The 24,661-nt window shown below is 42.4% G+C and carries 21 protein-coding genes; 6 read left to right on the forward strand and 15 right to left on the reverse strand.

The genetic code is table 11. The annotated features are described in order from the left end of the window. The first annotated feature begins 310 nt into the window (after nt 1-310). Nucleotides 311-1,486: an MFS transporter gene (locus tag ACQKKO_RS04285; protein ID WP_498644670.1), complete on the forward strand. Its 1,176-nt coding sequence runs from the start codon at nt 311-313 to the stop codon at nt 1,484-1,486. Between the two features lie 266 nt (nt 1,487-1,752). On the opposite strand, the gene ACQKKO_RS04290 is transcribed toward ACQKKO_RS04285, so the two are convergent. From ACQKKO_RS04290 to ACQKKO_RS04315, 6 genes are all read right to left on the reverse strand, one after another. After that, the gene (locus ACQKKO_RS04290; RefSeq protein WP_498644672.1) at nt 1,753-2,559 is read right to left on the reverse strand and encodes an AraC family transcriptional regulator; all 807 of its coding nucleotides are present in this window, start codon (nt 2,557-2,559) and stop codon (nt 1,753-1,755) included. A gap of 77 nt (nt 2,560-2,636) precedes the next feature. After that, nucleotides 2,637-3,374 carry a glycerophosphodiester phosphodiesterase gene (locus ACQKKO_RS04295; RefSeq protein ID WP_498644674.1) on the reverse strand — a complete coding sequence of 246 codons (738 nt, stop codon included), beginning with the start codon at nt 3,372-3,374 and terminating at the stop codon, nt 2,637-2,639. Nucleotides 3,375-3,389: 15 nt separating this feature from the next. Further along, nucleotides 3,390-4,208 carry a carbohydrate ABC transporter permease gene (locus ACQKKO_RS04300; protein WP_498644676.1) on the reverse strand — a complete coding sequence of 273 codons (819 nt, stop codon included), beginning with the start codon at nt 4,206-4,208 and terminating at the stop codon, nt 3,390-3,392. Between the two features lie 19 nt (nt 4,209-4,227). Further along, a complete protein-coding gene (locus ACQKKO_RS04305; protein WP_498644678.1) occupies nt 4,228-5,094 on the reverse strand; it encodes a carbohydrate ABC transporter permease in 867 nt (288 codons plus the stop codon). Further along, nucleotides 5,091-6,161, reverse strand: a complete 1,071-nt coding sequence (locus ACQKKO_RS04310; protein WP_498644681.1) for an ABC transporter ATP-binding protein — start codon at nt 6,159-6,161, stop codon at nt 5,091-5,093. Before ACQKKO_RS04310 ends, ACQKKO_RS04305 begins: the two co-directional genes overlap by 4 nt. Before the next feature lie 19 nt (nt 6,162-6,180). After that, on the reverse strand, nt 6,181-7,464 hold the full coding sequence (locus ACQKKO_RS04315; RefSeq protein ID WP_498644683.1) for an ABC transporter substrate-binding protein: 1,284 nt from the start codon (nt 7,462-7,464) through the stop codon (nt 6,181-6,183). Between the two features lie 317 nt (nt 7,465-7,781). Here ACQKKO_RS04315 and ACQKKO_RS04320 point away from each other — a divergent pair, with 317 nt between their 5' ends. Genes ACQKKO_RS04320 through ACQKKO_RS04330 form a run of 3 tightly spaced genes read left to right on the forward strand, consistent with a single transcriptional unit; the run spans nt 7,782 to nt 10,657 of the window. Continuing rightward, complete coding sequence (locus ACQKKO_RS04320; protein WP_498644685.1) at nt 7,782-8,507, forward strand: (Fe-S)-binding protein; 726 nt, start codon at nt 7,782-7,784, stop codon at nt 8,505-8,507. Between the two features lie 13 nt (nt 8,508-8,520). Next, complete coding sequence (locus ACQKKO_RS04325) at nt 8,521-9,954, forward strand: LutB/LldF family L-lactate oxidation iron-sulfur protein (protein WP_498644687.1); 1,434 nt, start codon at nt 8,521-8,523, stop codon at nt 9,952-9,954. Continuing rightward, nucleotides 9,944-10,657: a LutC/YkgG family protein gene (locus tag ACQKKO_RS04330; protein WP_498644689.1), complete on the forward strand. Its 714-nt coding sequence runs from the start codon at nt 9,944-9,946 to the stop codon at nt 10,655-10,657. The genes ACQKKO_RS04325 and ACQKKO_RS04330 overlap by 11 nt, the downstream gene beginning before the upstream one ends. 20 nt (nt 10,658-10,677) lie before the next feature. Here ACQKKO_RS04330 and ACQKKO_RS04335 read toward each other — a convergent pair whose 3' ends face one another. Together ACQKKO_RS04335 and ACQKKO_RS04340 are read right to left on the reverse strand one after the other, a co-directional pair. Continuing rightward, nucleotides 10,678-11,403, reverse strand: coding sequence for a FadR/GntR family transcriptional regulator (locus ACQKKO_RS04335; protein ID WP_498644691.1), 726 nt, complete (start codon nt 11,401-11,403; stop codon nt 10,678-10,680). Nucleotides 11,404-11,471: 68 nt separating this feature from the next. Continuing rightward, the gene (locus ACQKKO_RS04340; protein WP_498644693.1) at nt 11,472-11,921 is read right to left on the reverse strand and encodes an Rrf2 family transcriptional regulator; all 450 of its coding nucleotides are present in this window, start codon (nt 11,919-11,921) and stop codon (nt 11,472-11,474) included. A gap of 183 nt (nt 11,922-12,104) precedes the next feature. On the opposite strand from ACQKKO_RS04340, the gene ACQKKO_RS04345 reads away from it, so the two are divergent. After that, a complete protein-coding gene (locus ACQKKO_RS04345) occupies nt 12,105-12,965 on the forward strand; it encodes an SDR family oxidoreductase (RefSeq protein ID WP_498644695.1) in 861 nt (286 codons plus the stop codon). Nucleotides 12,966-13,263: 298 nt separating this feature from the next. Here ACQKKO_RS04345 and ACQKKO_RS04350 read toward each other — a convergent pair whose 3' ends face one another. From ACQKKO_RS04350 to ACQKKO_RS04365, 4 genes are all read right to left on the reverse strand, one after another. Continuing rightward, on the reverse strand, nt 13,264-15,324 hold the full coding sequence (locus ACQKKO_RS04350) for a bifunctional aldolase/short-chain dehydrogenase (RefSeq protein ID WP_498644697.1): 2,061 nt from the start codon (nt 15,322-15,324) through the stop codon (nt 13,264-13,266). 29 nt (nt 15,325-15,353) lie between these two features. Continuing rightward, nucleotides 15,354-16,607: an L-rhamnose isomerase gene (gene rhaA, locus ACQKKO_RS04355; RefSeq protein ID WP_498644699.1), complete on the reverse strand. Its 1,254-nt coding sequence runs from the start codon at nt 16,605-16,607 to the stop codon at nt 15,354-15,356. Next, nucleotides 16,600-18,021, reverse strand: coding sequence for a rhamnulokinase (gene rhaB / locus ACQKKO_RS04360; protein ID WP_498644701.1), 1,422 nt, complete (start codon nt 18,019-18,021; stop codon nt 16,600-16,602). The genes rhaA and rhaB overlap by 8 nt, the downstream gene beginning before the upstream one ends. Nucleotides 18,022-18,144: 123 nt before the next feature. Further along, nucleotides 18,145-19,113 (reverse strand): AraC family transcriptional regulator, encoded by a 969-nt coding sequence (locus tag ACQKKO_RS04365; protein ID WP_498644703.1) that lies wholly within the window; start codon nt 19,111-19,113, stop codon nt 18,145-18,147. Between the two features lie 230 nt (nt 19,114-19,343). On the opposite strand from ACQKKO_RS04365, the gene ACQKKO_RS04370 reads away from it, so the two are divergent. Next, the gene (locus ACQKKO_RS04370) at nt 19,344-20,921 is read left to right on the forward strand and encodes a glutathione ABC transporter substrate-binding protein (protein ID WP_498644704.1); all 1,578 of its coding nucleotides are present in this window, start codon (nt 19,344-19,346) and stop codon (nt 20,919-20,921) included. Nucleotides 20,922-20,964: 43 nt separating this feature from the next. Here ACQKKO_RS04370 and ACQKKO_RS04375 read toward each other — a convergent pair whose 3' ends face one another. From ACQKKO_RS04375 to ACQKKO_RS04385, 3 genes are all read right to left on the reverse strand, one after another. Next, nucleotides 20,965-22,131 (reverse strand): response regulator transcription factor, encoded by a 1,167-nt coding sequence (locus tag ACQKKO_RS04375; protein ID WP_498644705.1) that lies wholly within the window; start codon nt 22,129-22,131, stop codon nt 20,965-20,967. Next, on the reverse strand, nt 22,132-23,904 hold the full coding sequence (locus ACQKKO_RS04380; RefSeq protein WP_498644707.1) for a sensor histidine kinase: 1,773 nt from the start codon (nt 23,902-23,904) through the stop codon (nt 22,132-22,134). Between the two features lie 97 nt (nt 23,905-24,001). Beyond that, the gene (locus ACQKKO_RS04385; protein ID WP_498644709.1) at nt 24,002-24,643 is read right to left on the reverse strand and encodes a DUF624 domain-containing protein; all 642 of its coding nucleotides are present in this window, start codon (nt 24,641-24,643) and stop codon (nt 24,002-24,004) included. Between the last annotated feature and the right edge of the window lie 18 nt (nt 24,644-24,661).

Below are 24,661 nucleotides of genomic sequence, written 5' to 3' on the forward strand. Positions count from 1 at the left end.
TGTGATTACTTGCATCTTAACGGAGGACTTTTTTTGTGTAAATAGGTCAAAAGAAAACCCACAGGAATGCTCCTACGGAACAGAACGCGGTGAAGGCACTGTAGCGGGTTTGTTGCTATGTTCATGTATTCATCAGCGAATGAATGTTTTGTTTCAGTCTCTTTTTAATGGAATTTACCCTAAAAAACCACGTAAGCGCAGTCATTTTGTTAACTTTTTCAATTTGAGTGATATGTCTAGACATCACCCCAATTATGTTTTATCATAACCGCTTGTGCTGGTAAAAAAGTTGATTTTGAGGGGTGATGAAATGAATCGTTTACAGGCTTCAAGAAGAACTGTTCTCATCATATTTATGCTTTCCACATTTGCAATTGGAATGACTGAATATGTAGTAACAGGATTGCTTACTCAATTCTCAAATGATTTAGATGTACCAATTTCCACAACAGGATTACTACTCAGTGTCTATGCACTAGGTGTTGCAGTATTCGGCCCGATCTTGCGAATGATTACGATAAAGTTCTCCACAAAAAGATTACTCATTGTATTCATGGGGATTTTTGTTGTCAGTAATATTATTGCGGCTACTGCACCTAACTTTGAGATGCTGCTTGTTTCAAGACTATTGTCTGCAACGATGCATGCACCATTCTTTGGGTTAAGCATGGCTGTAGCGGTTAACATTTCCACCCCTGAGAAACGTACGGCAGCGATTGCCGCTGTACAAGGTGGATTAACGATTGCCATCATGCTTGGTGTTCCATTTGGTTCTTACCTTGGTGGAATCTTTGACTGGAGATATGTGTTCTGGTTTATCGCCATTCTTGGAGCGATTGCCTTTATCGGCATTATCTTAACGACACCAAACCATAAACCAATTGACACTCCTAATTTAAAGAAAGAGTTAGGAATGTTTAAAAATAAAAGCGTACTGCTCGTCATTGCAATCATTGTCTTTGGTTTCTCTGGTGTCTTTACAGCGTACACTTTCAAAGAACCAATGCTACGTGAATTCGCTGGATTTGAAGTAACGGCGATCACCGCAGCTCTGTTCTGTTTTGGGCTCGGAGCCGTCATTGGGAATTTTGTCTCGGGACGCGTCCTTCCACGATTACTCACTGAACGCTTAATGGGAGCTCTCGTTATGCTTGCTGTAGTTCTGGTATCGTTCACGTACCTGTTACAATTTTCGATTACAGCGTTTATTGTTTGTTTCCTATTTGGTGTTGGGACTTTCGGAACCACGCCACTACTCAACTCAAAGATTATCATTGCAGCAAGAGAAGCCCCTTCTCTTTCAGGGACGGTTGCTGCCTCTGTCTTTAATCTCGCGAATGCCATCGGTGCCTTCCTAGGGACTCAGGTACTTGAGGCGAGTGGCAGCTATACAACCGTAACGTTTGTAGCAGCGAGCCTAATTACGCTTGGACTTGTGATTACATTTATTACGCACAAGGTTGAAGATAAATCGTTGTATGAGTGAGAGGTCGGGACAAAACTAAAAATTTACAAGAGAATGGCAAATGATTCTACCTCGAATCATTTGCCATTCGTATTTTATCAAAATGAGCGGAGGGAGAACCCGAGACTCCTGCGGTAAAATACGTGGTGAAGATACTGTAGCGGTGCTACCCGCAAAAGGGGCTGAGGCCGTATTCGCGGAAAGCGAGGGATTCTCCTGTAGCGGGTATTGAGCTATCTTCATGTTTTGCTATCCAACCTAATGTCTTATCTCAAACTCATTCTCTCTTATTCGATCGACTTTCCCACATACGTAGTCCGGTATCGATTCGGCGGAACCCCCACTTGCTTTTTGAACACCCTGTAAAAGGTAGAGAGCGATTCAAAGCCTACCTCAAAACAAATGGTGACAATATCGAGATCTGTTTCTGTCAGCATTTTCTTCACTCTCGTTAATCGGACTTCAGTTAAGTAACGCATAGGCGTTTGATCATACACTTCCGTAAACATTTGGTTCATATACCTGGAGCTAATCCCCATCTTCCCAGCCATCTCTTCTATACTTGTAATTTGATAAAAGTTTGAATCAATATACTCCTTAAGCCAACTAGAGCGGAGCGTATTCGAGTCCAGCTGTGCCATTGATTGATTGGTTCTCATTAATATAAAGAGAAGCTGACTAAGCAACAGCTTAATGCCGAGCGTATACTCAATGCTTTTCTGCGATTGTTCATATAGCATTTTCCTAAGCAGCTGCCTCACTTCACTACTGATAAAAAGATTGAGGCTCCAGACCTTGGGCTCTTTGAATACTGGCTTGATAAGGAATTCTCTAGTATCAGCTTCTACATGAAGGTGCGAGAATTCCAAAATAAGCACCGTCATCTTAGACGCTGCCAGAATAGAATGTTCCGTATGAGGGGGAATGACAATCATGCTATCTGGTTTAAGCGGAGAGGTATGTTCATTTAACTGACAACGCCCCTGTCCATCGAGAACATACAAGATTTGATGCGTTTGATGACTGTGAGGCTGAACAAAATCTTTTTCCTGATGTTTGCTTTCATATAAAACAACATCCTGCAAATTCGGCATATCGACACTCCTAACCTCGTATCTCTCTGGTTCTATCATAGCCGAATAAGCAGGGAACACAAAGCAATTCACTCTCATTAAATCGTAGTTGATTTTAAAATATGATCCTTTAAAATGCGTGGATTATTTGTTGTGATGTACACATCCTCATACATTGTACGGCCCCGATTTACAATGAGTTCATCATCAATCGTCCAGACACCCACGTGTTTGCCGTGTTCCTGCAAATGCTTAATGAGTGCCGCATCCGCAAAATGGTGTTCAATCATCACGTAGTCAGCTGCCACATAATGCAATTGTTCTAAAATGAGATTAGGAAGTTGACCAATGATAAGCCCTCTACTCGTCTGGGGAGCTAACTGTTCCATTCGTTTCACCGATGTATGATCAAATGAAGCAAAAATGACCTGGTGCATCATATCCAATCGTTCAACAACCTCCACAACCGCCTCTTCCATCCCAATATAACGTGAGCCCACTTGTTTTAATTCAATGGTCACTTTTTTACCTGAATCCTTCATTGCAACAAGCGCCTGCTCCAAGCTTGGAATGCGTTCATCTGAGAAGGACTCGCGGCACCAGCTCCCCGCATCAAGCTGAGATAGTTCACTGAACGTAAAATCTCTGACTTCACCTTCTCCATTTGTGGTGCGCTCCAATGTATGATCGTGAATCACTACCGGGATGCCATCCTTACTTAAATGAACATCTAATTCAATTCCAAAAATCCAGTCATGTTCTAACGCTTTATAAAAAGCAGCCATCGTATTTTCTGGGGCATAACTCGACCAACCTCTATGTGCGATACATTTCATCTCATTCATCCTCTCTTATTTCACTCCGGTGTAGGTAAAGGCGCGAATAATTTGCCGTTGCGCCATAAAAAACACAAACAGAACAGGGATAACTAAAAGCATATTCCCAGCCATTAACGTATTCCAAGACACCCCACCCTCCGTATTACGCAACTGAGCGATTCCTACTGGAAGTGTTCTGGCGTCATTGTTTGTAGTCATAACAAGCGGCCAGAAGTAATCATTCCAATGAGTAATGAAGCTAAATAATGCAAACGTAATTAAAGTAGGTTTAGCAAGTGGCACCATGACTTTCCACATGATTTTCCACTCACTCGCATCATCAAGCCTTGCTGCTTCAATCAGTTCATGTGGAACCTGTTTGAACGACTGCCTTAGTAGAAAAATTCCAAAGGCACTTGAAGCAAATGGTAGAATGAGTGCCCATACCTGGTTTAGCAGGCCCCAATTGCTCATTTGAATATAAACCGGCAGAAAAATTAACTGCGCCGGGATCATTAATGTAATCATAATGAGAGCAAACAGGACCTTTTGCCCACGAAACTGATATCTGGCAAATGCGTAAGCAGCCGGAACAACCGTAATAAATTGAAAAACAAGAATCCCGCCTGTGACAAGCAGACTATTTGTTAAATACTGCAGAAACGGACCAGAATTCCAGGCCGAAACAAAGTTTTGCCACTGCAACGAATCCGGTAACCACTTTGGTGGAAAGGTCATGGCTTCGCCTAATGTTTTAAGGGAGGTCGACACCATCCATAAAAAAGGAAATAGAAAAACAAGAGCAAGAAGCACAAGACCCACCACATTTATCGAACGCTTTACCCCATTCATAGTAAGTAGGCTCCTTTCCTTATTGATAATGAACACGACGTGATAAGAGCCAGAAGTAAATCGCCGTAAACACACTAATAATGATTAATAACAAGACACCAGCCGCCGAAGCATAGCCAATTTTAAAATATTGGAATCCATATTCGTAGATGTAATACACGATCATATTCGTTGAATTAATGGGACCACCCTGTGTCATAATGGAGATTGTCTCAAATACTTGGAATGACCCTATTAAGTTAATAATGACAAGAAAGAAGATGGTCGGTGATAGCATAGGTAACGTAATTTCACGAAACCGACTAAACCTTGTAGCATCATCTAAATCCGCTGCTTCGTAGACTGACTTCGGAATACTTTGAAGACCCGCAATAAAAATTAACGTGTTAAAGCCAAGCCCCTTCCAAACGGCTACAACAATTAGAGAAAACAAGGACGTCTCCGGCGCATTTAACCATTGAATACCGTTTAAGCCAACAAGATTTAATGCCCAATTCAATAAGCCATAATCCGGCTCCATCATCCACATCCATAACAAGGCAATGGATACTAAAGAGATGACGTGCGGACTAAAGATAGCCCCTTGCAAAAAGGTGTAAAACCAGCCTTGTTTATTGAGCCAAAGTGCAAGAAAGATGGAGAGAATAGTAGTTACACTCACGCTTGCCACGGTATACACAGAGGTGTTGAGTAAAACCTCTCTAAATTCATTATCACGAAAAAGCTGAGTAAAGTTCTCAAGTCCGATAAAATTCATCTCTGGGCTAATAAAGTTCCAATCATGCAAACTTAACTGAACTAAGTAGCCAATGGGATAGAGAAAAAATAGTCCGAACACAATGAGAGATGGAAGAATCATCAAATAGGGCTGTGCTTTTTGCATCATGCTTCAATGCCCACCTCTTCATGAACAACATGAGGCTTTGTTATCGCCACCCCATTTTGATCAAAATAATGAAGATGCCCTTTGGAGACACTGATGTACACCTTATCCCCCATTGAGAGAGGTGGTTCAATACTTTTAGCGACCATCCCTCCAAAGGACGTTTCAAGCTGGTACAATGTTTCAGATCCTAACGTTTCAACTGTCTTGATCTCCGCTTTAACAATCGCTTTTTCTCCTGAAAGTGCGAGATTCTTGGAAATGGTGACATGCTCTGGACGAAATCCAATTTGGTTTACCTCTTGACCGACATGCTGAAATGATTCAGGAAGCTCATCTACAGTGAACACATTCATAGCCGGAGTGCCAATGAACTGAGCAGCAAAGACATTCGCTGGATGGTGATAAATCGTCATCGGTTTATCCATCTGTTGAATAAGTCCTTTATGTAAAATCACAATCTCATCACCCATTGACATCGCCTCTGTTTGATCATGTGTGACATACACAAATGTTGTACCCAGGCGTTTGTGAAGCTGAATCAGCTCTGTACGCATCTGCCCTCTTAGCTTGGCATCAAGATTAGAAAGCGGCTCATCAAATACAAAAACCTTGGGCTTCTTCACCATCGCCCTTGCAAGTGCCACTCGTTGACGCTGCCCACCTGAGAGAACCTGAGGCTTTTTTGATAGATAAGGAGTCAGACCCACGATACTAGCAATATCGTGGATCAACGCTTCCCGTTCCGCTTTTGGTACCTTCTTATTTTTAAGACCGAATTCAATATTCCCTTTAACTGTCATACTTGGGTAGAGGGCATAGTTCTGGAACACCATCGCAATATTCCGTTTTCCAGGAGGAAGATGATCGATACGTTGATCATCAATCCAGATCTCACCCTCCGACTGCTCTTCAAGACCCGCGATCATTCTGAGGCTTGTTGATTTTCCACACCCGGAAGGACCAACAAACACAGTAAATGATCCGTCTTTAATGTGTAAATTCAAGTTGTCAATGACTCGTTCATCTCCAAAGCGTTTGCTGATGTTTTTAAGGGTAATACTCGCCATAATCCCCTCTCCCTTCCTATTATTTCAAGACTGCTTCCGCGCGTTTTTCTGCATTATCTAACGCATCCTGACTTGTTCCATCCTGCAGGACGGCTCGTGTAATTTCCTCTACTAATGCATTTACGACTTCTGGATAACCTTCTACCATCGGACGCTCATGCGCATATTCAAGCTGATCAACCGCTGTTTTATATTGAGGCACCTCTTCGTAGACCTTCTGCATTGCCTCTGTTTCAGAAGCAGAGTGTCTACTTGGCAGATAACCTGTAAATTCACTTGCATACGCGGTTTGCTCTGTATCTGTCATCCATTTAATAAATGTCCATGCTGCCTCTTGTTTCGCCTCATCCAAACCAGCTGTCATGACAAGATTCGCCCCACCAGTTGGAACTCCAAACTGCTTATTCTCAGGCATAAAAGCAGTATCTACCTCATATCCCTGTTCACTCGCATTTGTCATTAAATATGTCAGATCAGCAGTTGAACTAAGCATCATTCCTGATTTCCCATTCACAAAATCCTGCTTCGCCGTATCTCCTGCAACATCTCCAGTAGGAACCTTAATGGAGCCTTCCTCATACATTTCTTTTATAAAATCAATGGCTTCAGCTCCTGCTTCACTGTTAAACGCAGGCTTCCCGTTGTCATCAATCATGGTTCCACCAGCTTGTGTAACAAAGGCTTCATAGAACCAAATATCTATAGGCATAGTTGCACCCTTCATCGTTCCATCCTCGGACAGAACAGCCGCATACTCCTTGAACTCATCCCACGTTTTTGGACCATCAGGATCAAGTCCTTTTTCCTCGAGGATTGTTGTGTTCAAGTATAGGATTGGTGTACTGCGGAGATATGGAAGAGCATAAATCTCATCATCCACATACGAGTTCCCCATTAAGCCCTCATTAAAGTCCTCAATAGCAAGATCATCCGCTTCAATAAAAGGCTGCAAGCTCTCCGTCATCCCGTTTTTGGCAAAAGTCTCAACCGAAGCTATTTCATTTTGTGTGACCTCTGGTGCATCCTTCGCTGCGAAGGATGCCTGTGTTTTTGCATGAAGCTCATCATATGTACCTTGAAACTCTGCCGTTACTTGAATGGAAGGGTGCTCCTCGTTAAACTGCGCTACAAGATTCTCATTGTTCTCCCCAATCTTGTCTCCCCACGCATACCAATATGTAAGTTCTATAGGCTCATCCGGAGTCGCTCCGCTCACAGTGTCTGAGGAAGAAGTTGATCCACACCCTGTCATCATAAGCAAAGCAAGCGCTGCCGTGCTCCCTATCGTCCAGTACGTTTTCATGTATCTGCCTCCTAGAATTGTTAGATTGGCTTACTAGCTCCTATGCTACGTTCCGATCATTAAGCATCTATGAATGGAAGATAAAGTATTTTTTAAGTCAGTAGGAAAAGCATGGAGAATGTTAAGCGAGGATGTAGGTTGTAAAGATGGCGTGGAGAGGAATGGGCAGGTTTTGTCGGAGGTGATCGATGGGGCGTGAGCGTTGGGGTTTTGCGTAAACGGGCTTAACGTTTCACTATTGAACTCCCCTTCCACCCGGTTTATAATGAAAACAACATTTAATGGTCTGACCATATGACAAAATTGGAGTGAGTGGTATGAAGGTATCGTTATTCATTACGTGTTTGGCAGATGTATTCTATCCGAATGTAGGGAAAGATGTGGTTGAGGTATTAGAGCGGCAAGGGTGCACCGTCGATTTCCCTGCCAACCAAACCTGTTGTGGGCAGCCTGCTTTTAACAGTGGGTACCACAAGGAGACAAAGGAAGTCGCTAAAAAAAAGATTCGTGCATTTGAACACTCTGAATATGTTGTGGCACCTTCTGGATCATGTGCTGCCATGCTTCATGAATATCCGCATCTCTTTAAAGAAGAATCTGCCGTTTGGTTGAAACGAGCTGAAGAGCTTGCGTCTAAAACATATGAATTCACTCAGTTTCTAGTAGATGTGCTTGGTACAGAGAGCGTCGGGGCATCATGTGTTGCCAAGGCTACCTATCACTCATCATGTCACATGACGAGATTACTAGGTGTAAAAGAAGCGCCTATGAAACTTCTTAAACAGGTTGATGGTCTGCAGTATACGGAGCTTCCTGGTAGAGAAACCTGTTGTGGATTTGGAGGAACCTTCTCCATAAAAATGAAACCGATTTCAGAGCAAATGGTTGATGAGAAAATTGCTCATATTGAAGAAACGGGCTCAGATGTATTGATTGGGGCTGATTGTGGATGCCTGATGAATATCGGGGGACGTCTTGAGAGACTTGGGAAGCCTGTTCAAGTAAAGCATATTGCTGAAATTTTAAATCAACAGAAGGTGTAAGGAGGGGACCAGCATGCCAATGAAAATTGGAGACAAACCGTTTTTTGATCGAGTGAATAAAGGGCTGGATGATTCATTTATGAGAGGATCTGTTGTTTCAGCACAAGAGCGTTTAAAAAATGCAAAAACACGTTCTTCTGATCAATTAGGCAATTGGGAGGATTGGCGGGAGCAAGCGGAGGAAATCCGGCAGCATACCCTTGAAAACCTTGATTACTATTTGGAACAGCTTGCTACCAATGTAGTGAAAAGCGGCGGACATATTTTCTTTGCGCAAACTGCTCAAGAAGCAAATGACTATATTAAAGGTGTAGCACAGAAAAAAGAAGCCAAAAAGATTATTAAATCTAAATCTATGGTAACCGAAGAAATTGGAATGAATCATGCATTAGAATCAATTGGCTGTGAGGTCATTGAGTCTGATCTAGGTGAGTATATTCTCCAGCTTGATGACCATGATCCTCCGTCTCATATTGTGGCACCTGCCCTTCATAAAAACCGCGATCAAATTCGCGATACGTTTGATACAAAACGTCAATACAAGGGATCGTCTAAACCAGAGGAGTTAGCGTTATTTGCAAGAGAACAGCTACGACAGGAATTTTTAACAGCTGACATTGGAATCACGGGCTGTAACTTTGCGGTCGCTGAGTCAGGTTCCATCGCATTAGTCACAAATGAAGGAAACGCCCATCTAACCGCAGATCTGCCGAACACTCAAATTGCGGTCATGGGAATGGAGCGGATTGTTCCGACCTGGGAAGAGCTTGATGTAATGGTAACCATGCTCTGCCGTAGTGCGGTTGGTCAAAACTTGACGAGCTACGTTACCGGTCTCACTGGTCCAAGGCGCGATAGAGAAACGGATGGACCAGAAGAGTTTCATTTAGTCGTAGTCGACAATGGTCGTTCTTCCATTTTAGGAACAGAGTTTCAATCGGTTCTGCAGTGTATTCGCTGTGCAGCCTGTATTAATGTGTGCCCGATCTACCGGCACATTGGTGGCCACTCATACGGGTCCATTTATCCAGGTCCAATCGGCGCAGTGCTCTCCCCATTACTTGGAGGGTACGATGATCATAAGGAGCTTCCTTTTGCTTCAAGCCTCTGCGCTGCGTGTACGGATGCATGTCCGGTGAAGATCCCACTCCACTCTCTTTTAATTGAACATCGTCGTAAAATTGTTGAAGATGAAAAATTGAGTACGTGGGGCGAGAAGCTCGCGATGAAAGGCTTTGGTATGGCAATGAGTAACTCGAATCTGTTACGTACGGGTACAAAGCTTGCTCCAAAGCTCATGAAGCCACTTGTGAAAGATGGAAAGATTGTTCGTGGGCCTGGTCCAATGAAACCATGGACAGACATCCGTGACTTCCCTACACCTGCTAGCGAATCATTCCGCAGTTGGTTTAAGAAAGAAAAAGGAGATGCAACGCATGACAACTAAAGAAAATCATCAAGAGACGTTTTTAAATGAGATTGCCAAAAACCTCGGTCGTCCGCGAAAGAAAACGGTCAAGCGTCCAACGTGGAAAAAACGTCCACAATGGGACGTTTCGACAACTGCCAGTCAGGATGAGCTTGTGGCTCAGCTCAAAGATCGGTGTCTTGCGATTCATACTCAAGTGGAGGAAACCACCCTTGATAAGCTTTCGACCACTGTTGACAAAGTCTTAAATGATTATGAGGCTTCTTCCATTATTCATTGGCAGGATCCTCGCTTCGCCGAATATGGTCTTGATTCCTACTTTACGCTACACAAAGATAAAGGTCACCACGTTCACGAATGGGATTCACTCGATGAAAAAGGAAATATCACCTTTGCAGAACATGCGGATGTTGGCATTACGTTTTCCGATATGACATTAGCAGAGTCTGGAACGGTCACTTTACTCCACGATTCCGGAAAAGGTCGATCTGTGAGCTTTCTTCCAAAGTCGTTTATTGCTATCATTCCTAAGAGCTCGCTTGTACCTCGTATTAGTCAAGCGACTCGGATGCTCCATCAAAAAGTTGAAGCGGGAGAGGAGATTCCCTCCTGTGTGAATTTTGTTTCTGGACCTAGTAATAGTGCTGATATTGAAATGAATTTAGTTGTTGGCGTACATGGGCCCGTTCGCGCTTGCTATATTCTTGTTGATGATAAATAAAACAAAACAGAGAGACTCAGTTAGTCGACTGAGATCTCTCTGTTTTGTTGTTTATATTCAACAAGCAGCTGATTAATCGTATCTAGGTGAATCGCCATCGCTTCTTTTGCTTGTTCTGCATTCTTTACTTTTATCGCGTTTGCCACAGCAAGGTGCTGATCCATGAGCTTCTGTTGAATGGAATAGCCTTCGATCACTTTTGCCATCCAGACCTTTGTTACGACACTTGAAATTTGGAGAACCTCTGATAAAAATGAGTTTCTCGCCATCTCCGCAATCAATCGGTGAAACTCTAGATCCAACTCCAGGAACTTACCATGGGTACTCGCATTCTGCATGCGTTTAACAACATCATCGAGTCGCACATGATCTTCGCCTGTTGACTTTTTCGCCGCCAGTTCGGCAAGTATGACTTCAACGCCTACTCTTGCTTCTACAAGCTCAAGAATGTTATCAAAGCTTATTTTAGACATGAGCTCAAGATGCTTCGTAAAAAAGTCCCCAAAGCTTTCAGCTACAAAAGTACCCTCTGGCACACGTACTTCAATTAAACCAAGTGCTGCTAAGGCACGAATCGCTTCTCTTAATGTGCTTCGTCCAACACCAAACATTTCCATAAGCTTTCTTTCACTTGGCAGCTTACCACCAGGAGGAATGGTTCCATTTATAATTAGTTCCATCAGCTGCTGTACGATATGCTGTGACATCGTCGTTTTCTTCACTTGATGAATCTGATCTTCAAGCATCTGCTCACTCCAATGATCTGACCTTAAGACCTTAATGATAACGCACGAAACGAGAAACAACAAGATGATCAGTTACTCTCTTGTTGCGCTTCGTCCTTCTCAATTTGGCGGACAACCTGGTCCACTGTTGTTTTTTCCAATGATCGCTCAAGCGCTTGCTGCGCCTCATTAAAATGCTCACCAATTGAATGCTGTATGTTTCGTCCAACAATACATATTGGATTTGGATGATCATGAATACTAAACAATTGGTTTTCCTTCACGGCTTCTACTGCCTTGTACACATCGAGCAGTGTTACCTCGGATAAATCCTTTGCAAGCTCTGCCCCCGCTTTGCCCGGTCTTGTTTTCACAAGTCCTGCATTTCGAAGCATGCCTATTATTTTTCGAACAACGGCTGGGTTCGTATTCACACTTCCTGCTAAAAACTCAGATGTGTTCATCTCTGGTTGATCTTTATCAATATCTAAAAGAGATAACAGATGTATCCCTACTGAAAATCGACTACTAATCGACATATTGCACCATCCATTCTTGTAACAAATGCTATTACAAGTATAGTACAGTTTGGTATGACGAACAATATGTGGGCTTTTGAATAGACCATTCAATTCGATTAACAAGCACCAAACTTGTAACTATTATAAATACATGTAATAATAATAGTTACAAGTAGATTTAAATCTTAGGAGGCTTTTCATATGAAAACATTAATTACTGGTGCAACTGGTCGACTCGGTTCTAAAATTGTCCAATCCGTTCTTACTCGCATTTCTGCAAGTGAACTCGCAGTCAGTGTGCGTAATCCTGAAAAAGCTACAGATCTAAAGGAATTGGGAGTGGATGTACGCCAAGCAGACTTTAATGATCCTGCATCGCTTGAAAAAGCATTTACTGGCATTGATCACCTGCTACTCATCTCTGCAGATGGAGACAATGAAACAAGAATTAAGCAACATACACAAGCTGTTGAAGCAGCTAAGCAAGCGGGAGTTTCATTTATCGCCTACACAAGTTTAGCGGATGCAACCAACAGTCAAAATCTGATGGCGCCGCCTCATGTCGCAACTGAACAAGCCATTAAAGAAACAGGCATTCCATATTCCTTCTTACGTAACAACTGGTATTTAGAAAATGAAACAGATAGTATTAAAGCCGCTACCCAAGGTGCACCATGGATTACTTCAGCTGGTTCAGGTAAAGTTGGATGGGCACTGCAGCAGGATTATGCAGAGGCTGCTGCACGTGTGTTAACGGAAGAGGGACATGATTTTACAACGTATGAGCTTTCTGGTCCACTTTATACGCAGGAAGAACTCGTTGGACATTTAGAGTCTGTTACTGGAAAAGACATCTCTGTTAAACAGGTTAGTGACGAAGAGTATGCAGAAGCGATGAAACAAGCGGGTGTGCCTGACTTTGCGATTCCGATTGTAGTTGGCATTCAAGAAAGCATTCGCGTAGGCAGTTTAGCTACAGAGAAAAGTGATTTTGAAGCAGTTCTTGGTCGTCCTGTAACGTCCATTGAGGAAGCATTAAAACAACTGGTTTCTTCTATATAATAAGAAAAAAGGACGAGGGCGGGACATAACTGGAATGTAGCGAGTAAAACACGAATATAGCAAATAATCCACTACAGAAGAATCCCTCGCTTTCCACGGGAACGGCCTCAGCCCCTTCCGCGGAAAGGGCGCCGCTACAGTGTCTTGACCGCGTTCTGTTCCGTAGGAGTCTCGGGTTCTTCCTCCGCTCGTCTTACTAAAACACGCAAAACACACGAAAGGCGAATGATTCTGCAATCGAATCATTCGCCTTTTCAAATTGAATTTTAGTTGTGTGCCATCCTCGTTCTCTTCTTTATTACCTTGTAAATGCTGCAGGCACTCCACCATCTACTGTAATCATGCATCCTGTTGTTTTTTCTGATTTGGACGAAGACAAAAACAGAATGGCATCAGCGATATCCTTAGGAAGAATCATTACACCAAGTGTTGTGCGTTTCTTATAATGATCCTCAAGCTCCTCTGGTTTAATGCCGTATGCTGCGGCACGTTCCTCGCGCCATGCAGATCCCCAAATCGCCGAACCTTGCAAGACGGCATCTGGTAAAACTGTGTTCACTCGAATTCCGAAGTCCCCGCCCTCAGCAGCAATTGTACGAGCTAAATGGGCCTCAAGTGCCTTGACCGAGCTATATGCAGATACATTTTTGCCTGCATACACCGAGTTCTTCGAGCCGATAAAGACCATACTTCCACCTATTGATTGCTTCTTCATCAGCTTAAAGGCTTCACGAGACACAAGGAAATAGCCTGTTCCAAGCACGTTTAAGTTTAAGTTCCATTCTTTTAAACTTGTTTCGTCAAATGGACTTGATGTAGCAAGCCCTGCATTATTAACAAGCATGTCCAGTCCACCATATGTGCGGGAAACCTCAGAAAAGGCAGACACAATCGCTTCCTCATCTGTTACATCCATCTTAATAGCGATGGCACGCCCCTCACCATGCTCTGCATTAATCTCTTCAGCCACCTTCTGTGCACCCTCTAGATTTAAGTCTGCAATGACTACATGTGCACCCTGGCTGACGTACTGACGGCATGTTTCACTACCGATTCCTCCTGCTCCCCCTGTAACAAAGGCAACTTTACGTGAAAATTCAGCCTCTGTTGGTGCAAGCGAAAGCTTATACAACTCAAGCGGCCAGTACTCAATTTGGAACGATTCCTCTTCATTTAAAGAAACGAATTGACCAAGCGCGGTTGTTCCTTTTATAACGGAGATGGCTCGTGTATAAAGGGCTCCACTTACCTTCGCATTTGCAAGACTTTTCCCTGTGTTCACCATTCCAATACCAGGGATTAAAATGACACGTGGAGAAGGATCAAACATGATGTCGCCTTCTGACTGGTTTTTTTCAAAATAAGCTTTGTATTCTTCTTTGTATGAATCAATGCCTTTAACAAGCTTCTCCGCTAAACCAGCCGCATCCCTTGCATCTGGCTCCCAGCTAATAAAGAGAGGGACACGTTTTGTATGAACCAAATGATCCGGACAAGCCGCACCTACCTGAGATAAATCCTTAGCATCATGGCTGTTTACAAACTCGAGAATATTCTCACCATCATCATATGTGAGTAACGCCTTTTCTTGCTGGCTCACCTGTCCACGAATGACAGGCATCACACTAGATAACAGTTCTTTGCGCTCTTCTCCAGAAAGTGAGCTTACTCTTTCCCCACCAAATGGTACATCCTGCTTCGACTGAATAAACGCTTCTGCTTCGTTGATTGTAGAAATCGTTCGATCATAGCTCTCTTGTGCCGTGTCTCCCCAAACAACCAGCCCGTGTTTCTCCATGAGTACAAGCTCTGCATTAGGATTGTTTTGCACACCTTCTGCGATCATCTTAGAGAGTGTAAACCCCGGACGAATATAAGGTACCCATACAAAACGGTCACCGTAGATTTCTTTTGCCAGTTCCTGACCATTGTCTGCGCAGCATAAGCTGATAATTGCATCAGGATGCGTGTGGTCTACATGCTTAAAAGGAAGAAATGCGTGTAGTAACGTTTCAATCGATGCACGCGGATGCTTTTGACTCAGCATACAATTTTCTAAATATGAAACCATTTCAGCATCTGGCATTTCTTCTTTTTCAAACAATGGATGTATATCGTCAAGGCGTAGCCCGGTAAAATTCTTTGCACCCATCGTTGCTAGATCAGATCCACTTCCCTTCACCCACATGACGTCTACTTCGCGTCCACGAAAATCGATTTCTGATGTTTTCATGGATGTATTTCCGCCACCCCAGTTACATACTGCTCGGTCTGAACCAATTAGGTTTGAGCGGTAGACCAGTTCATCTAATCCTTGTTTTTGTTCAGCTTCTTGTTGATTCCAAAGGTTTTTTACCATTCTAATCAGTCCTTTTCTATTTGGTTTGACTAAGCGCGTTTAGATTGAACGTCTTCTTCATATTTCTTTATATCGTTTAACCAGCTTTCTTTAACAGGTACTTGTTGTCTTTGGCAGTATTCATCCCAGATCGCTCCGAATGGATATGTTTTAAATTCCTCAAGTAAAACCAATCGTTCCGTGAAGTCTCCTTGTTCTTGCAATTCTTTTAAATGACCAGTTGGTTCAAGCAATGCGTATAGCAATGCCTTCACCGTGTTCCGTGTACCAATCGTCCATGCTGCAACACGGTTGATACTGGCATCGAAGAAATCAAGGCCGATGTTCACTCTCTCATGTGCGTCTGCCCGAATAATCTCATGAGCGATTTCTTTTAATTCATCATCAAATGTGACCACATGATCACTGTCCCAACGAACGGGACGTGAGACGTGAAGTGCGACCTTTTCATTAAATAAAAGCAAGGATGACAGTTTATTAGAAATCGTTTCTGTCGGATGAAAATGTCCTGAATCAAGCAAGCATAGCTTGTTATTCTGTTGAGCATAGCTTAGATAAAACTCATGAGATCCAACAACATAGGCTTCCGAGCCAATCCCAAATAGCTTGCTTTCCACAGCATCTAGAACCAGACTCTCATCATATTCTTCAGAAAAAATTTCATCCAGTGACTCTTTTAATCTCTTTCTAGGAGTGAATCGATCACTCGGGGTGTCCTTATATCCATCTGGCACCCAAATGTTAACCAAGGAAGGTGTTCCAAGCTCTTTCCCAAAATACGCAGCAATTTTTCTACTTGCCTTACAATGATTAATCCAAAACGTACGAATCTCCGGGTCAGGATGACTAAGAGTTAGGCCATCTTCCGCTTTTGGATGAGCGAAGACAGTTGGGTTAAAATCGAGCCCAATTCCTTTCTCCTTTGCCCAAGAGACCCACTTTTCAAAGTGTTTAGGTTCAATCGCATCACGGTCGACCTCTTCGCCGTCTGTTTCTGCATAAATGGCATGAAGATTTACACGGTGCGTACCTGGAATGAGAGACAACGCTTTGTCTAAGTCCGCGCGAAGCTCTTCTCCATTACGAGCTTTTCCCGGGTAATTACCTGTGACATCAATTCCTCCCGAAAGCTCTCTTTTTGTCACTTCAAATCCAGATATATCGTCGCCCTGCCAGCAATGTACTGAGATAGGAATCTTTGATAGCTTCTGAAATGCGTCTTCCACATTTACTCCAAAACGCTCATAATGAGTTTTTGCTTCTTCAAACGGTGTGTTAGCCATGGGGAATCTCTCCTTTTTGTGGGTTAAATGTTTTTAGCGAGAAAGATGCTGCTACAAGCGCACGAGCATCAGCCAAAGTGCTGATATGACCTGTGGCAAGCATCTGAACTAACAGATTGCCTATCGCCGTTGCCTCAATCGGCCCTGAGACCACTGTTTTTCCCGTTACATTTGCTACTAACTGGTTCACATATTCGTTTTTTGCGCCGCCACCAATAATGTTCACTTGATCATAAGTCCTGCCATTTATCTCTTCTATCTGGAGAATCGCTGCTTGATAGCTCTTAACTAAACTATGAAACACACAGGCTGCTATTTCACCTGACCTGACAGGCACTGGCTGGTCACTTTCGATACAAGCAGTCTGAATCTCTTCAATCATGTTTACTGGATTCAAAAATCGTTGCTGATCAACATCAATAATGGATGGATTTTTCACTTTTTTGCTTGCTTGGACAAGCTCATCAAAGGAATAGATATCACCATAAAGACGCTTGACCTCTTGAATCATCCAGAACCCCATAATGTTCTTTAAGAAACGGAAACGATAATCTACTCCACCTTCATTTGTGAAGTTGTACGCTTGCGCTTTCTCATCGCAGAGTGGCTCCTCGTTCTCTACCCCCAGTAAAGACCATGTCCCAGAGCTTAAGTAGATGGTATCCTTGTCCTCCGGTATAGCAGCTACTGCGGATGCAGTATCATGTGTGGCTGGAGTGATAACCTCTAGATCAAAACCAAACTCCTGAACAAGCTCTACTCTTAATCCTCCGAGCGTAGTTCCAGGAAGTACAATCTCTTCAAATAAATCAGGACTGATCCCTAAATACGTAAGTAAAGATTCATCCCAGTTTTTCGAATAGGCATTTAGTAGCTGTGTAGAGGTGGCATTTGTGTATTCGTTCACCTTTTTTCCTGTGAGAAGATAGTGGAAGTAATCAGGAATCATTAGAAATGACTTAGCCTTCTCAATCATTTCTGGATGAGACTCTTTTAGAGCTGCTAATTGATAGAAGGTGTTAAACGGTTGAAACTGAATGCCTGTTCTGGTGTAAATCTCTTCTTTAGATAGTTCCTCAGTTACTTTTTCGAGGACGCCTTCCGTACGCGTATCTCGGTAGGCAACCACGGGACCTACTGGCTGATCAAACTCATCAAGTAACACAAAGTCAACAGCCCACGTATCAATGCCAATCGTTTTAGGTTTTATCCCTTTTTCACGGCAGATATGAATACCCTTCTTTATTTCAGCAAAGAGATCGTCTATATCCCAGCATAGATGTCCTGAACGATGAATCATCGCGTTTTGGAACCTGTAAACTTCTTGAAGGTCTATTTTCTGACCATCTAGTGTACCCACAAGTAATCGACCACTTGATGCTCCAATATCCACGGCAATATGAGTAGACGACATGTTTTTAACCCTCCTTTGAAATCGCTTTCTTTTATTAAGTATATAAAAACGGGTTACGGATCTCTATGTCCGGAAAGATCTAATCTTATGTCCTTATTTGCAAAACAAAAGACCCCTATTGATTTAGAGGTCTTCAAGTGATATACGATATGTTTTAGGTGTCATTCCGTATCTCTTGCTAAAGATCCGGTAGAAATAACTTACATTATCATAACCAACCTGATTCACAATCATCGTGATGGGAAGGTCTGTTTTTGCCATTAACTCACAGGCAATGGATAAGCGCTTTTCTTGTAATAGCTCCTTAAATGTTTGGTTGGTCATCTGTTTAATAGCTCGACTCAACACATAGTCATGTTGGTTGAGGGTCGAAGCAATCTCAGTGAGCGTCGCTGTGCTGTAGGATTGGTTAATATAGGTATGGATTTCTTGCATCCAGTTTGTGTGCAGGGTGAACATTTCATTACCTTCAATTTCTTGCTCGTTCTGAGAAATTTCAACAAGAACTAATCCAACGAGTAGTTTCACCTTTGCCTCCGAGACTTGATTGGGGTGTAGAATTTCATGAATGATCGTATGAATATGTGTCTGTAGAACCTCATGGTTAGCGGTTTTAAAGGTGAGGTACTGGCCCTGGTAGGAATAAGCGTAAAGACTATCCATTAAAAAGCGGTATATGGGACCTCGAATGTTTAAGAAGGAAAAGATGTATTCAAAAAAGCTGGGCTGAATAATAAAATTGATGATGATATCGTCCTTTTGACAGGGCTCAATCTCATGCTCTATATGTTGATTTAAGAACATAAGCTCACCTTCATTTAATTGCATTCGTTTCCCGGCGATTGTTTGTGTAAAAGAGCCTTGTAAAACATAACTCATCTCAATGTAATCGTGCTTATGCTTAGGGAATTGGACAAATCGAGTGTGTTTTCGTACCATAATCGTTTCATTATTAGCGAGAAATTTTTTACTCTCTACTGTAGTGAAGTGCTCCTGTGACGAATAGCGTGTATGTGAAACCTTAGGGTTAGCAAGAATATCTCGTTCCTCATCCGTTAGTGGCATGAGATGCCGAAGAATTTTATTTTTCATGTATTCACCTCTTTATTTGCTTTCTCCTATGAAATGTATGAATGGCTACTTTAAGTCGGACTTCATTGTGATCTTTACTTTTATCCTAACTCGTTTTGGCTTCTTTCGCCACATAACTACATTTACTCCATTAAGTAGTTTTCAGCTCGGATTTTTTATTGTCTGTTACACTTTTTCGCGTTATAGTAGTAAAGATTCAGACTATAGAGAGAATTAAGAGGAGTGGAGTAATGAGAAAGAAAACGTTTTTTGGGTTAGGAGCTGTTATTGTCTCACTAAGTGCATTTGTTATGGTTGGGTGCGCGAGCGATAACACCGATGCAGGTGGAACAGCGAGCGCTACAGGGGGAGATCTTGTTGTTGATATGCAGTCCGAAGCTGTGACACTTGACCTTCATGGATCAAACGATACAGCATCCAGTAACATTAGCTCTAATATTTTCGAATCACTTGTTGTACAAGATCCAGAATTAAATTTAGAGCCTGGTCTTGCTGAAGATTGGAAGCAGATAAATGATACGGAATGGGAATTCGACCTTCGAGAAGGTGTGACATTCCATGATGGCACTGAGTTTAATGCAGATGCCGTGAAAGCAAATCTTGATCGTGTGCTTGATCCTGAGGTTGCCTCTCCTCGAGCATTTTTGTTTGAGATGATTAGTGAAGTTGAAGTAGTTGACCCTACTACTGTTCGCATACATACTGAATACCCGTTTGCTCCATTGCCTGCTAACTTGGCTCATTACGGAGCAGCTATGATGAGTCCTGTTGCAATTGAAGCAGATTATCAAGCAATGGCTGACGGTGCAACACCTGGTAGTTATTTGAATGAACACCCAATTGGGACAGGGTATTTTACTTTTGATAGCTGGAACTCCGGAGAGTCTATCAAGTTATTAAAAAATGAAGACTATTGGGGTGAGCCTGCTAAGGTAGATAGCGTGACCTTCCAAGTCATTCCTGAGGGCGGTACCCGGATTGCCAATCTAGAAACCGGCGCAACCCACATTGTTAATAACGTCAGTGCAAGTGACTTGAACCGCTTTGAAGCGACCGATGGCATACACGTGAATCAAACAGAAAGTGTTGCCCTTTTATATCTTGGATTTAACCAAAAGAACGAACTATTAAGTGACCCACTGGTTCGTGAAGCTTTTTCACTAGCCATTAATCGTACCGATATTTTAGAAGGGATCTTTAATGGGGTTGGTGTTGAAGCTAAGACTCCACTTGCCCCTAAGATCTTTGGACATGATGATTCGATTGTATTCAACGAGTATGATATTGAAAAAGCAAAAGAACTTCTAGCAGAAGCAGGATACGAGGACGGGCTGGACATTACCCTCAACACGAGTGATCAGCGTGAACGGACAGATATGGCTGAGTACATCCAGTCAGCCCTTAGCAAAATTGGTGTGAATGTATCCATCCAGGTAAATGAATGGGGTGCGTTCCTTGATCTAACGTCTCAAGGAGAACAAGAACTCTTTATCTTAAGCTGGTCAACCGTTAATGGAGATGCAGATATGGGCTTAGCTCTTTTCCACTCTGATAACCAAGGGGCACAAGGAAACCGTACATTTGTGGCTCGCGATGACATAGATGAGTTAATTGAAGAAGCACGTAAAAGCACAGACGAAGACGAACGCCTTGAGCTCTATAGCGAAATTCAAACAATGATTGCTGATGATAGTATCATCCAACCACTCATACATGAGGAATTTCTGGTTGGAGTCAGAGACGAAGTAGAAGGTTTCTGGGAAAGCCCAACTGGTGTCTTAGTGTTACATGATGTATCAATTCAATAGGTGTAAATAGGTTTAAGCCGAACCATTCTAAGAATGTGTTCGGCTATTTTATTCTTGCTCTCTTTTGGATAAGCTCTGTAGGAGTCTGTCCGCTGTATTTCTTGAACGCACTTGAAAAATAGGCAGGATTCGTATATCCAACCCTCTCTGAGATTTCATAGATAAGATAGGATCCCTCATAGATCATTTTTTTAGCCTTCTCCATTCGAACACGAAGTAAGTAGTCTTTAAATGACTCACCTACAACCTTCCTAAAAATTCGACCTAAGTAATTTCGAGAGATATATAGTTCATCTGCAAGATCTGATAGCGTGATATTCTCCTCCAACCGTTGTTGAATCGATTCTAGCACTTGCTCTACTAGTTGCCGGTGCTTAAGATTTTCATCCCATTTTTGACTTTGACATACCTCAGCTACAATACCCTCAAACAGTTGGACTGACTCATTCCAGGACTGACCGTTTGATAACTGTTTATAGATATCATCATCGTCTAAAGGCAGTTCATCTAACCGAATCCCGATTTCGTATAAGCTGTAGGTAATAATCGTCCAGAGCTGTATCCCTAGCTGAATGGCTGTTTGTTCATGATACGGCTCCTTTTCTACTACTTCGTAAATCGTGCGAATCACCCTGTTTGCCGTTCTTTCATCTGCTTGTTTAATCGACTCTTGAAGCTCTTGTTTGTTTGTTAACAAGCAATTCGTAACGTTCGCTCGAGACAGTGCATCGGCTGAATGAGACGACTCTTCACGAATAAGCTCCCAATTGATTCTCATTGCGTCAGTCACCATGGACTCCAGCCACTCTCGTTCCATCTGGTCTTCCTGCTTCTTTTCTTCCAAACGTGCAATCGAATGCTTTAAAACAGATCGAATGGTTTCCCTTGAAGCTGGCTTGGATAGATAGTCATTGATTTGAAGGCGTAGCGCTTTTCTAGCGTATTCAAAGTCATTATAGCCGCTTAATACAATAACCTGACCGTCGTAGCCCCATTGTTGGAGCTCTTCAATCATATCTAATCCATTTTTAACCGGCATGTAGATATCGGTCATGATGACATCAGGCTTTGTCTCCTTTACCAGTTGGATTCCTTCCACCCCGTCTTTTGCTTGCCCAATCCAATGGCAATTAAGCTCCTCCCAAGGAATAATCATCTTTAGCCCACGTAACACTCGTTCATCGTCGTCAATTAACACTACATTCCACAATTATGTCGCCCCCTCCTCATCTTGATTTAACAAATGAAAAAATTGAGCATCTACCTTAGGAATCATTAATCGAGCGGTTACACCCTCGCCCTGGTTATTTTCTAATACAATCGAAGCGCTATCACCAAAATACACATCGAGCCTTTCTTTCACATTCGCGATCCCGTACCCACCCGGATTAAATGAAGATCGTTCACTTTCATTCCTGGATAACCCTTTGCCATTGTCAGAGATGCTAATGAGCAATGACTGTGCATTTTCTTCTATCGTCACTTGAATAAAACCATTCCTTTTATCTGTTAATCCATGAATCACTGCATTCTCAACAAACGGTTGTAGTGTGAGCTTCGGTAGATAAAACAGAGATAAATCACCACTCGTTTGAATCTGATAATCTAACTTTCCATCCTTGTTAATCTTCTGGAGCTCCAAATAGTGCGTCAGATAGTCTAATTCGTCCGGTATGGATAGATAACTTTTTCCCTTTGATAGACCTATACGCAGCATATGACCGAGTAACTCAAGCATTTTACTCATATCATCGTCACCTCGTTCAATGGCCCTCCAGTTCAGCTGATCTAACGTATTGTAGAGAAAATGCGGATTGATATTTGCTTGGAGCGCCTTACTTTCAGCGATTCGCTGTCTTTTTGTTTTTTGTAAGACAGATGCATACAATGAATCACTTCTCGCAACAAGCTGAAGGTATCCATCAAAGAGAAGGCCAAACTCATTTTGGTAGTCAGTTGGCAATTCTTCAGTAGCCGACGTTTGTGGATAGGTTTGCATTACATTTTTTAATTGAATGATAGGCTGAGTGAATTGTTTTGTTAAATACAGCATCGTAATGGTCACAAAAAAGATAGAAATGAGTCCAATTGCGGATAACCACATCGCAATTCGTTTACTTCCAGCTGTGATGAGCTCATTCGGTGTTACTTCTAACAACGTCCAATTAGAGGATGGCACTGCACTCGAAACGATAAGGTCTCCTTCCTTCGTCAGCTCTGCCAGTTCAGTGATGCCTTTTTGGTCTTGTAATAAGGTTGATAACTGGTTTAAATAGGGTTGAAATTCATCTTGATCTGGGGATTGCGAAAGTAACGATCCATCACCGTCTAAAATAAACAAGTTCTTCGTGTTTCCCTTGTCTCGTAACCAATCTACAATAAAGTCCTTTCGGATATTCAAGATCAGTACACCAATCAAATCTCCTCTAGAGGAATAGACGTTTCGGCCATAACTCACGACATCCTCCTCACCAAATAGAAGGTTTACCTTTCTCTCTCCTATCCATGCTGCTGTCACATCTGATAGCTTCGTTGCCCACGGGAAGGAATGGAACTCGTCCATAGAGTGAAATTGAACAGGATGCTGTGAATTAACTGGTGGCTGATCCATGTAAACGGATATCGAGTGAAGACCAGGAACACTGTATATGACGTTTGAAAAATCAAGATCAACGAGAGTTCTCTGCCTTGAAAAGGCTGAACTAGAGTCAGATTCCATTTCTTTAGATTGTCTCATTAATTCTTGAAATGCTTTTTGGCGTGATAGACCAATAGAAGTCTCCTGAAAACTGCTTAGTTCGCTACTTAGCTCTCGACTTAAGAGAGTTAATTTCTCTACTTGGTGCGAAACCGTTTTCTCCGTATTTTCTTTTGTCGTTAATTGGTAGGTGACGGCTATAATCGTTAAGAGGGTAAGGAGGATGAATGCAGTGATACTACCAAATAATATGTGCCTAATCTTGTATCGCTTAAATAGATCCATCGTATCGACCCAACCTACACTTTATTTTGTTATCGCTTTCAATCTATTTTATCAAATGATACAACGAATGAAAATAAGGGGAGGCATACGCCACCCCCTACAACGGTTCCTCACTCATTGTGAAACCTATTCGATCAAAAGCATGTGCGGCTACTTTCATGATAATAGCTGCTGGAACGCTAATGCCATAAAATAGGATGAGCCCAGGAAAAAGGACACATAAGATGATTGAAACTCCTAACACTAATATCAAAACAACGACATAATGAACATTGGCGATTCCAATTGTTAATGTGCTTCGGACCGTCTGCACAAACGATTCTTTTCGATAAACATTAAGTGGAAACGAAAAAAACAAGACAGATAAAAAGAGGAAAAGGATGGTTAGTAAGATCATTCTAGGAAACAATGCAGCCTCCATTAAAATCATCGCTCGGCCACTTACTAAAAGCAATAATAAGGTAAGGATGATTCCCCACCCCATCAGATTGGCTCGAATAAACTCTTGTTTATAGCTTCTTTTAAATTGATGATACATAACTCGGAGTGGGACTTCCGTTAATCCCTTGGCGCTATAAGCTTGCCCTATCGTCCGATACAATGCCTGTGCCGCTGGTGCCCAGCCAAATAACCCCAGCCCCAGTAAGGTAAATCCTAACCACAATAGGTTTAGGACGGCGAGCCGCATCAGAATATCGCAATAGTGCATCACACTGTCTCCAAGCTTTTGAATGTTCATTCCTTTTCTGCCTCCTTA

This window comes from Alkalihalobacillus sp. NPDC127517, from assembly GCF_050276055.1.
In the GTDB taxonomy this organism is placed as follows: Bacteria; Bacillota; Bacilli; order Bacillales; family Bacillaceae_D; genus Alkalicoccobacillus.

Bases quoted from the DNA above. Each gene is read 5' to 3' on its own strand.
- ACQKKO_RS04365 (WP_498644703.1), bottom strand. From the start codon at position 19,113: ATGAAAAATAAAATTCTTCGGCATCTCATGCCACTAACGGATGAGGAA.
- ACQKKO_RS04340 (WP_498644693.1), bottom strand. From the start codon at position 11,921: ATGTCGATTAGTAGTCGATTTTCAGTAGGGATACATCTGTTATCTCTT.
- ACQKKO_RS04330 (WP_498644689.1), top strand. From the start codon at position 9,944: ATGACAACTAAAGAAAATCATCAAGAGACGTTTTTAAATGAGATTGCC.
- ACQKKO_RS04310 (WP_498644681.1), bottom strand. From the start codon at position 6,161: ATGGCGAGTATTACCCTTAAAAACATCAGCAAACGCTTTGGAGATGAA.
- rhaA (WP_498644699.1), bottom strand. From the start codon at position 16,607: ATGGCTAACACACCGTTTGAAGAAGCAAAAACTCATTATGAGCGTTTT.
- ACQKKO_RS04300 (WP_498644676.1), bottom strand. From the start codon at position 4,208: ATGAATGGGGTAAAGCGTTCGATAAATGTGGTGGGTCTTGTGCTTCTT.
- ACQKKO_RS04320 (WP_498644685.1), top strand. From the start codon at position 7,782: ATGAAGGTATCGTTATTCATTACGTGTTTGGCAGATGTATTCTATCCG.
- ACQKKO_RS04370 (WP_498644704.1), top strand. From the start codon at position 19,344: ATGAGAAAGAAAACGTTTTTTGGGTTAGGAGCTGTTATTGTCTCACTA.
- ACQKKO_RS04315 (WP_498644683.1), bottom strand. From the start codon at position 7,464: ATGAAAACGTACTGGACGATAGGGAGCACGGCAGCGCTTGCTTTGCTT.
- ACQKKO_RS04385 (WP_498644709.1), bottom strand. From the start codon at position 24,643: ATGAACATTCAAAAGCTTGGAGACAGTGTGATGCACTATTGCGATATT.
- ACQKKO_RS04325 (WP_498644687.1), top strand. From the start codon at position 8,521: ATGCCAATGAAAATTGGAGACAAACCGTTTTTTGATCGAGTGAATAAA.
- ACQKKO_RS04335 (WP_498644691.1), bottom strand. From the start codon at position 11,403: ATGCTTGAAGATCAGATTCATCAAGTGAAGAAAACGACGATGTCACAG.
- ACQKKO_RS04380 (WP_498644707.1), bottom strand. From the start codon at position 23,904: ATGGATCTATTTAAGCGATACAAGATTAGGCACATATTATTTGGTAGT.
- rhaB (WP_498644701.1), bottom strand. From the start codon at position 18,021: ATGTCGTCTACTCATATTGCCGTGGATATTGGAGCATCAAGTGGTCGA.
- ACQKKO_RS04295 (WP_498644674.1), bottom strand. From the start codon at position 3,374: ATGAAATGTATCGCACATAGAGGTTGGTCGAGTTATGCCCCAGAAAAT.
- ACQKKO_RS04350 (WP_498644697.1), bottom strand. From the start codon at position 15,324: ATGGTAAAAAACCTTTGGAATCAACAAGAAGCTGAACAAAAACAAGGA.
- ACQKKO_RS04345 (WP_498644695.1), top strand. From the start codon at position 12,105: ATGAAAACATTAATTACTGGTGCAACTGGTCGACTCGGTTCTAAAATT.
- ACQKKO_RS04305 (WP_498644678.1), bottom strand. From the start codon at position 5,094: ATGATGCAAAAAGCACAGCCCTATTTGATGATTCTTCCATCTCTCATT.
- ACQKKO_RS04285 (WP_498644670.1), top strand. From the start codon at position 311: ATGAATCGTTTACAGGCTTCAAGAAGAACTGTTCTCATCATATTTATG.
- ACQKKO_RS04290 (WP_498644672.1), bottom strand. From the start codon at position 2,559: ATGCCGAATTTGCAGGATGTTGTTTTATATGAAAGCAAACATCAGGAA.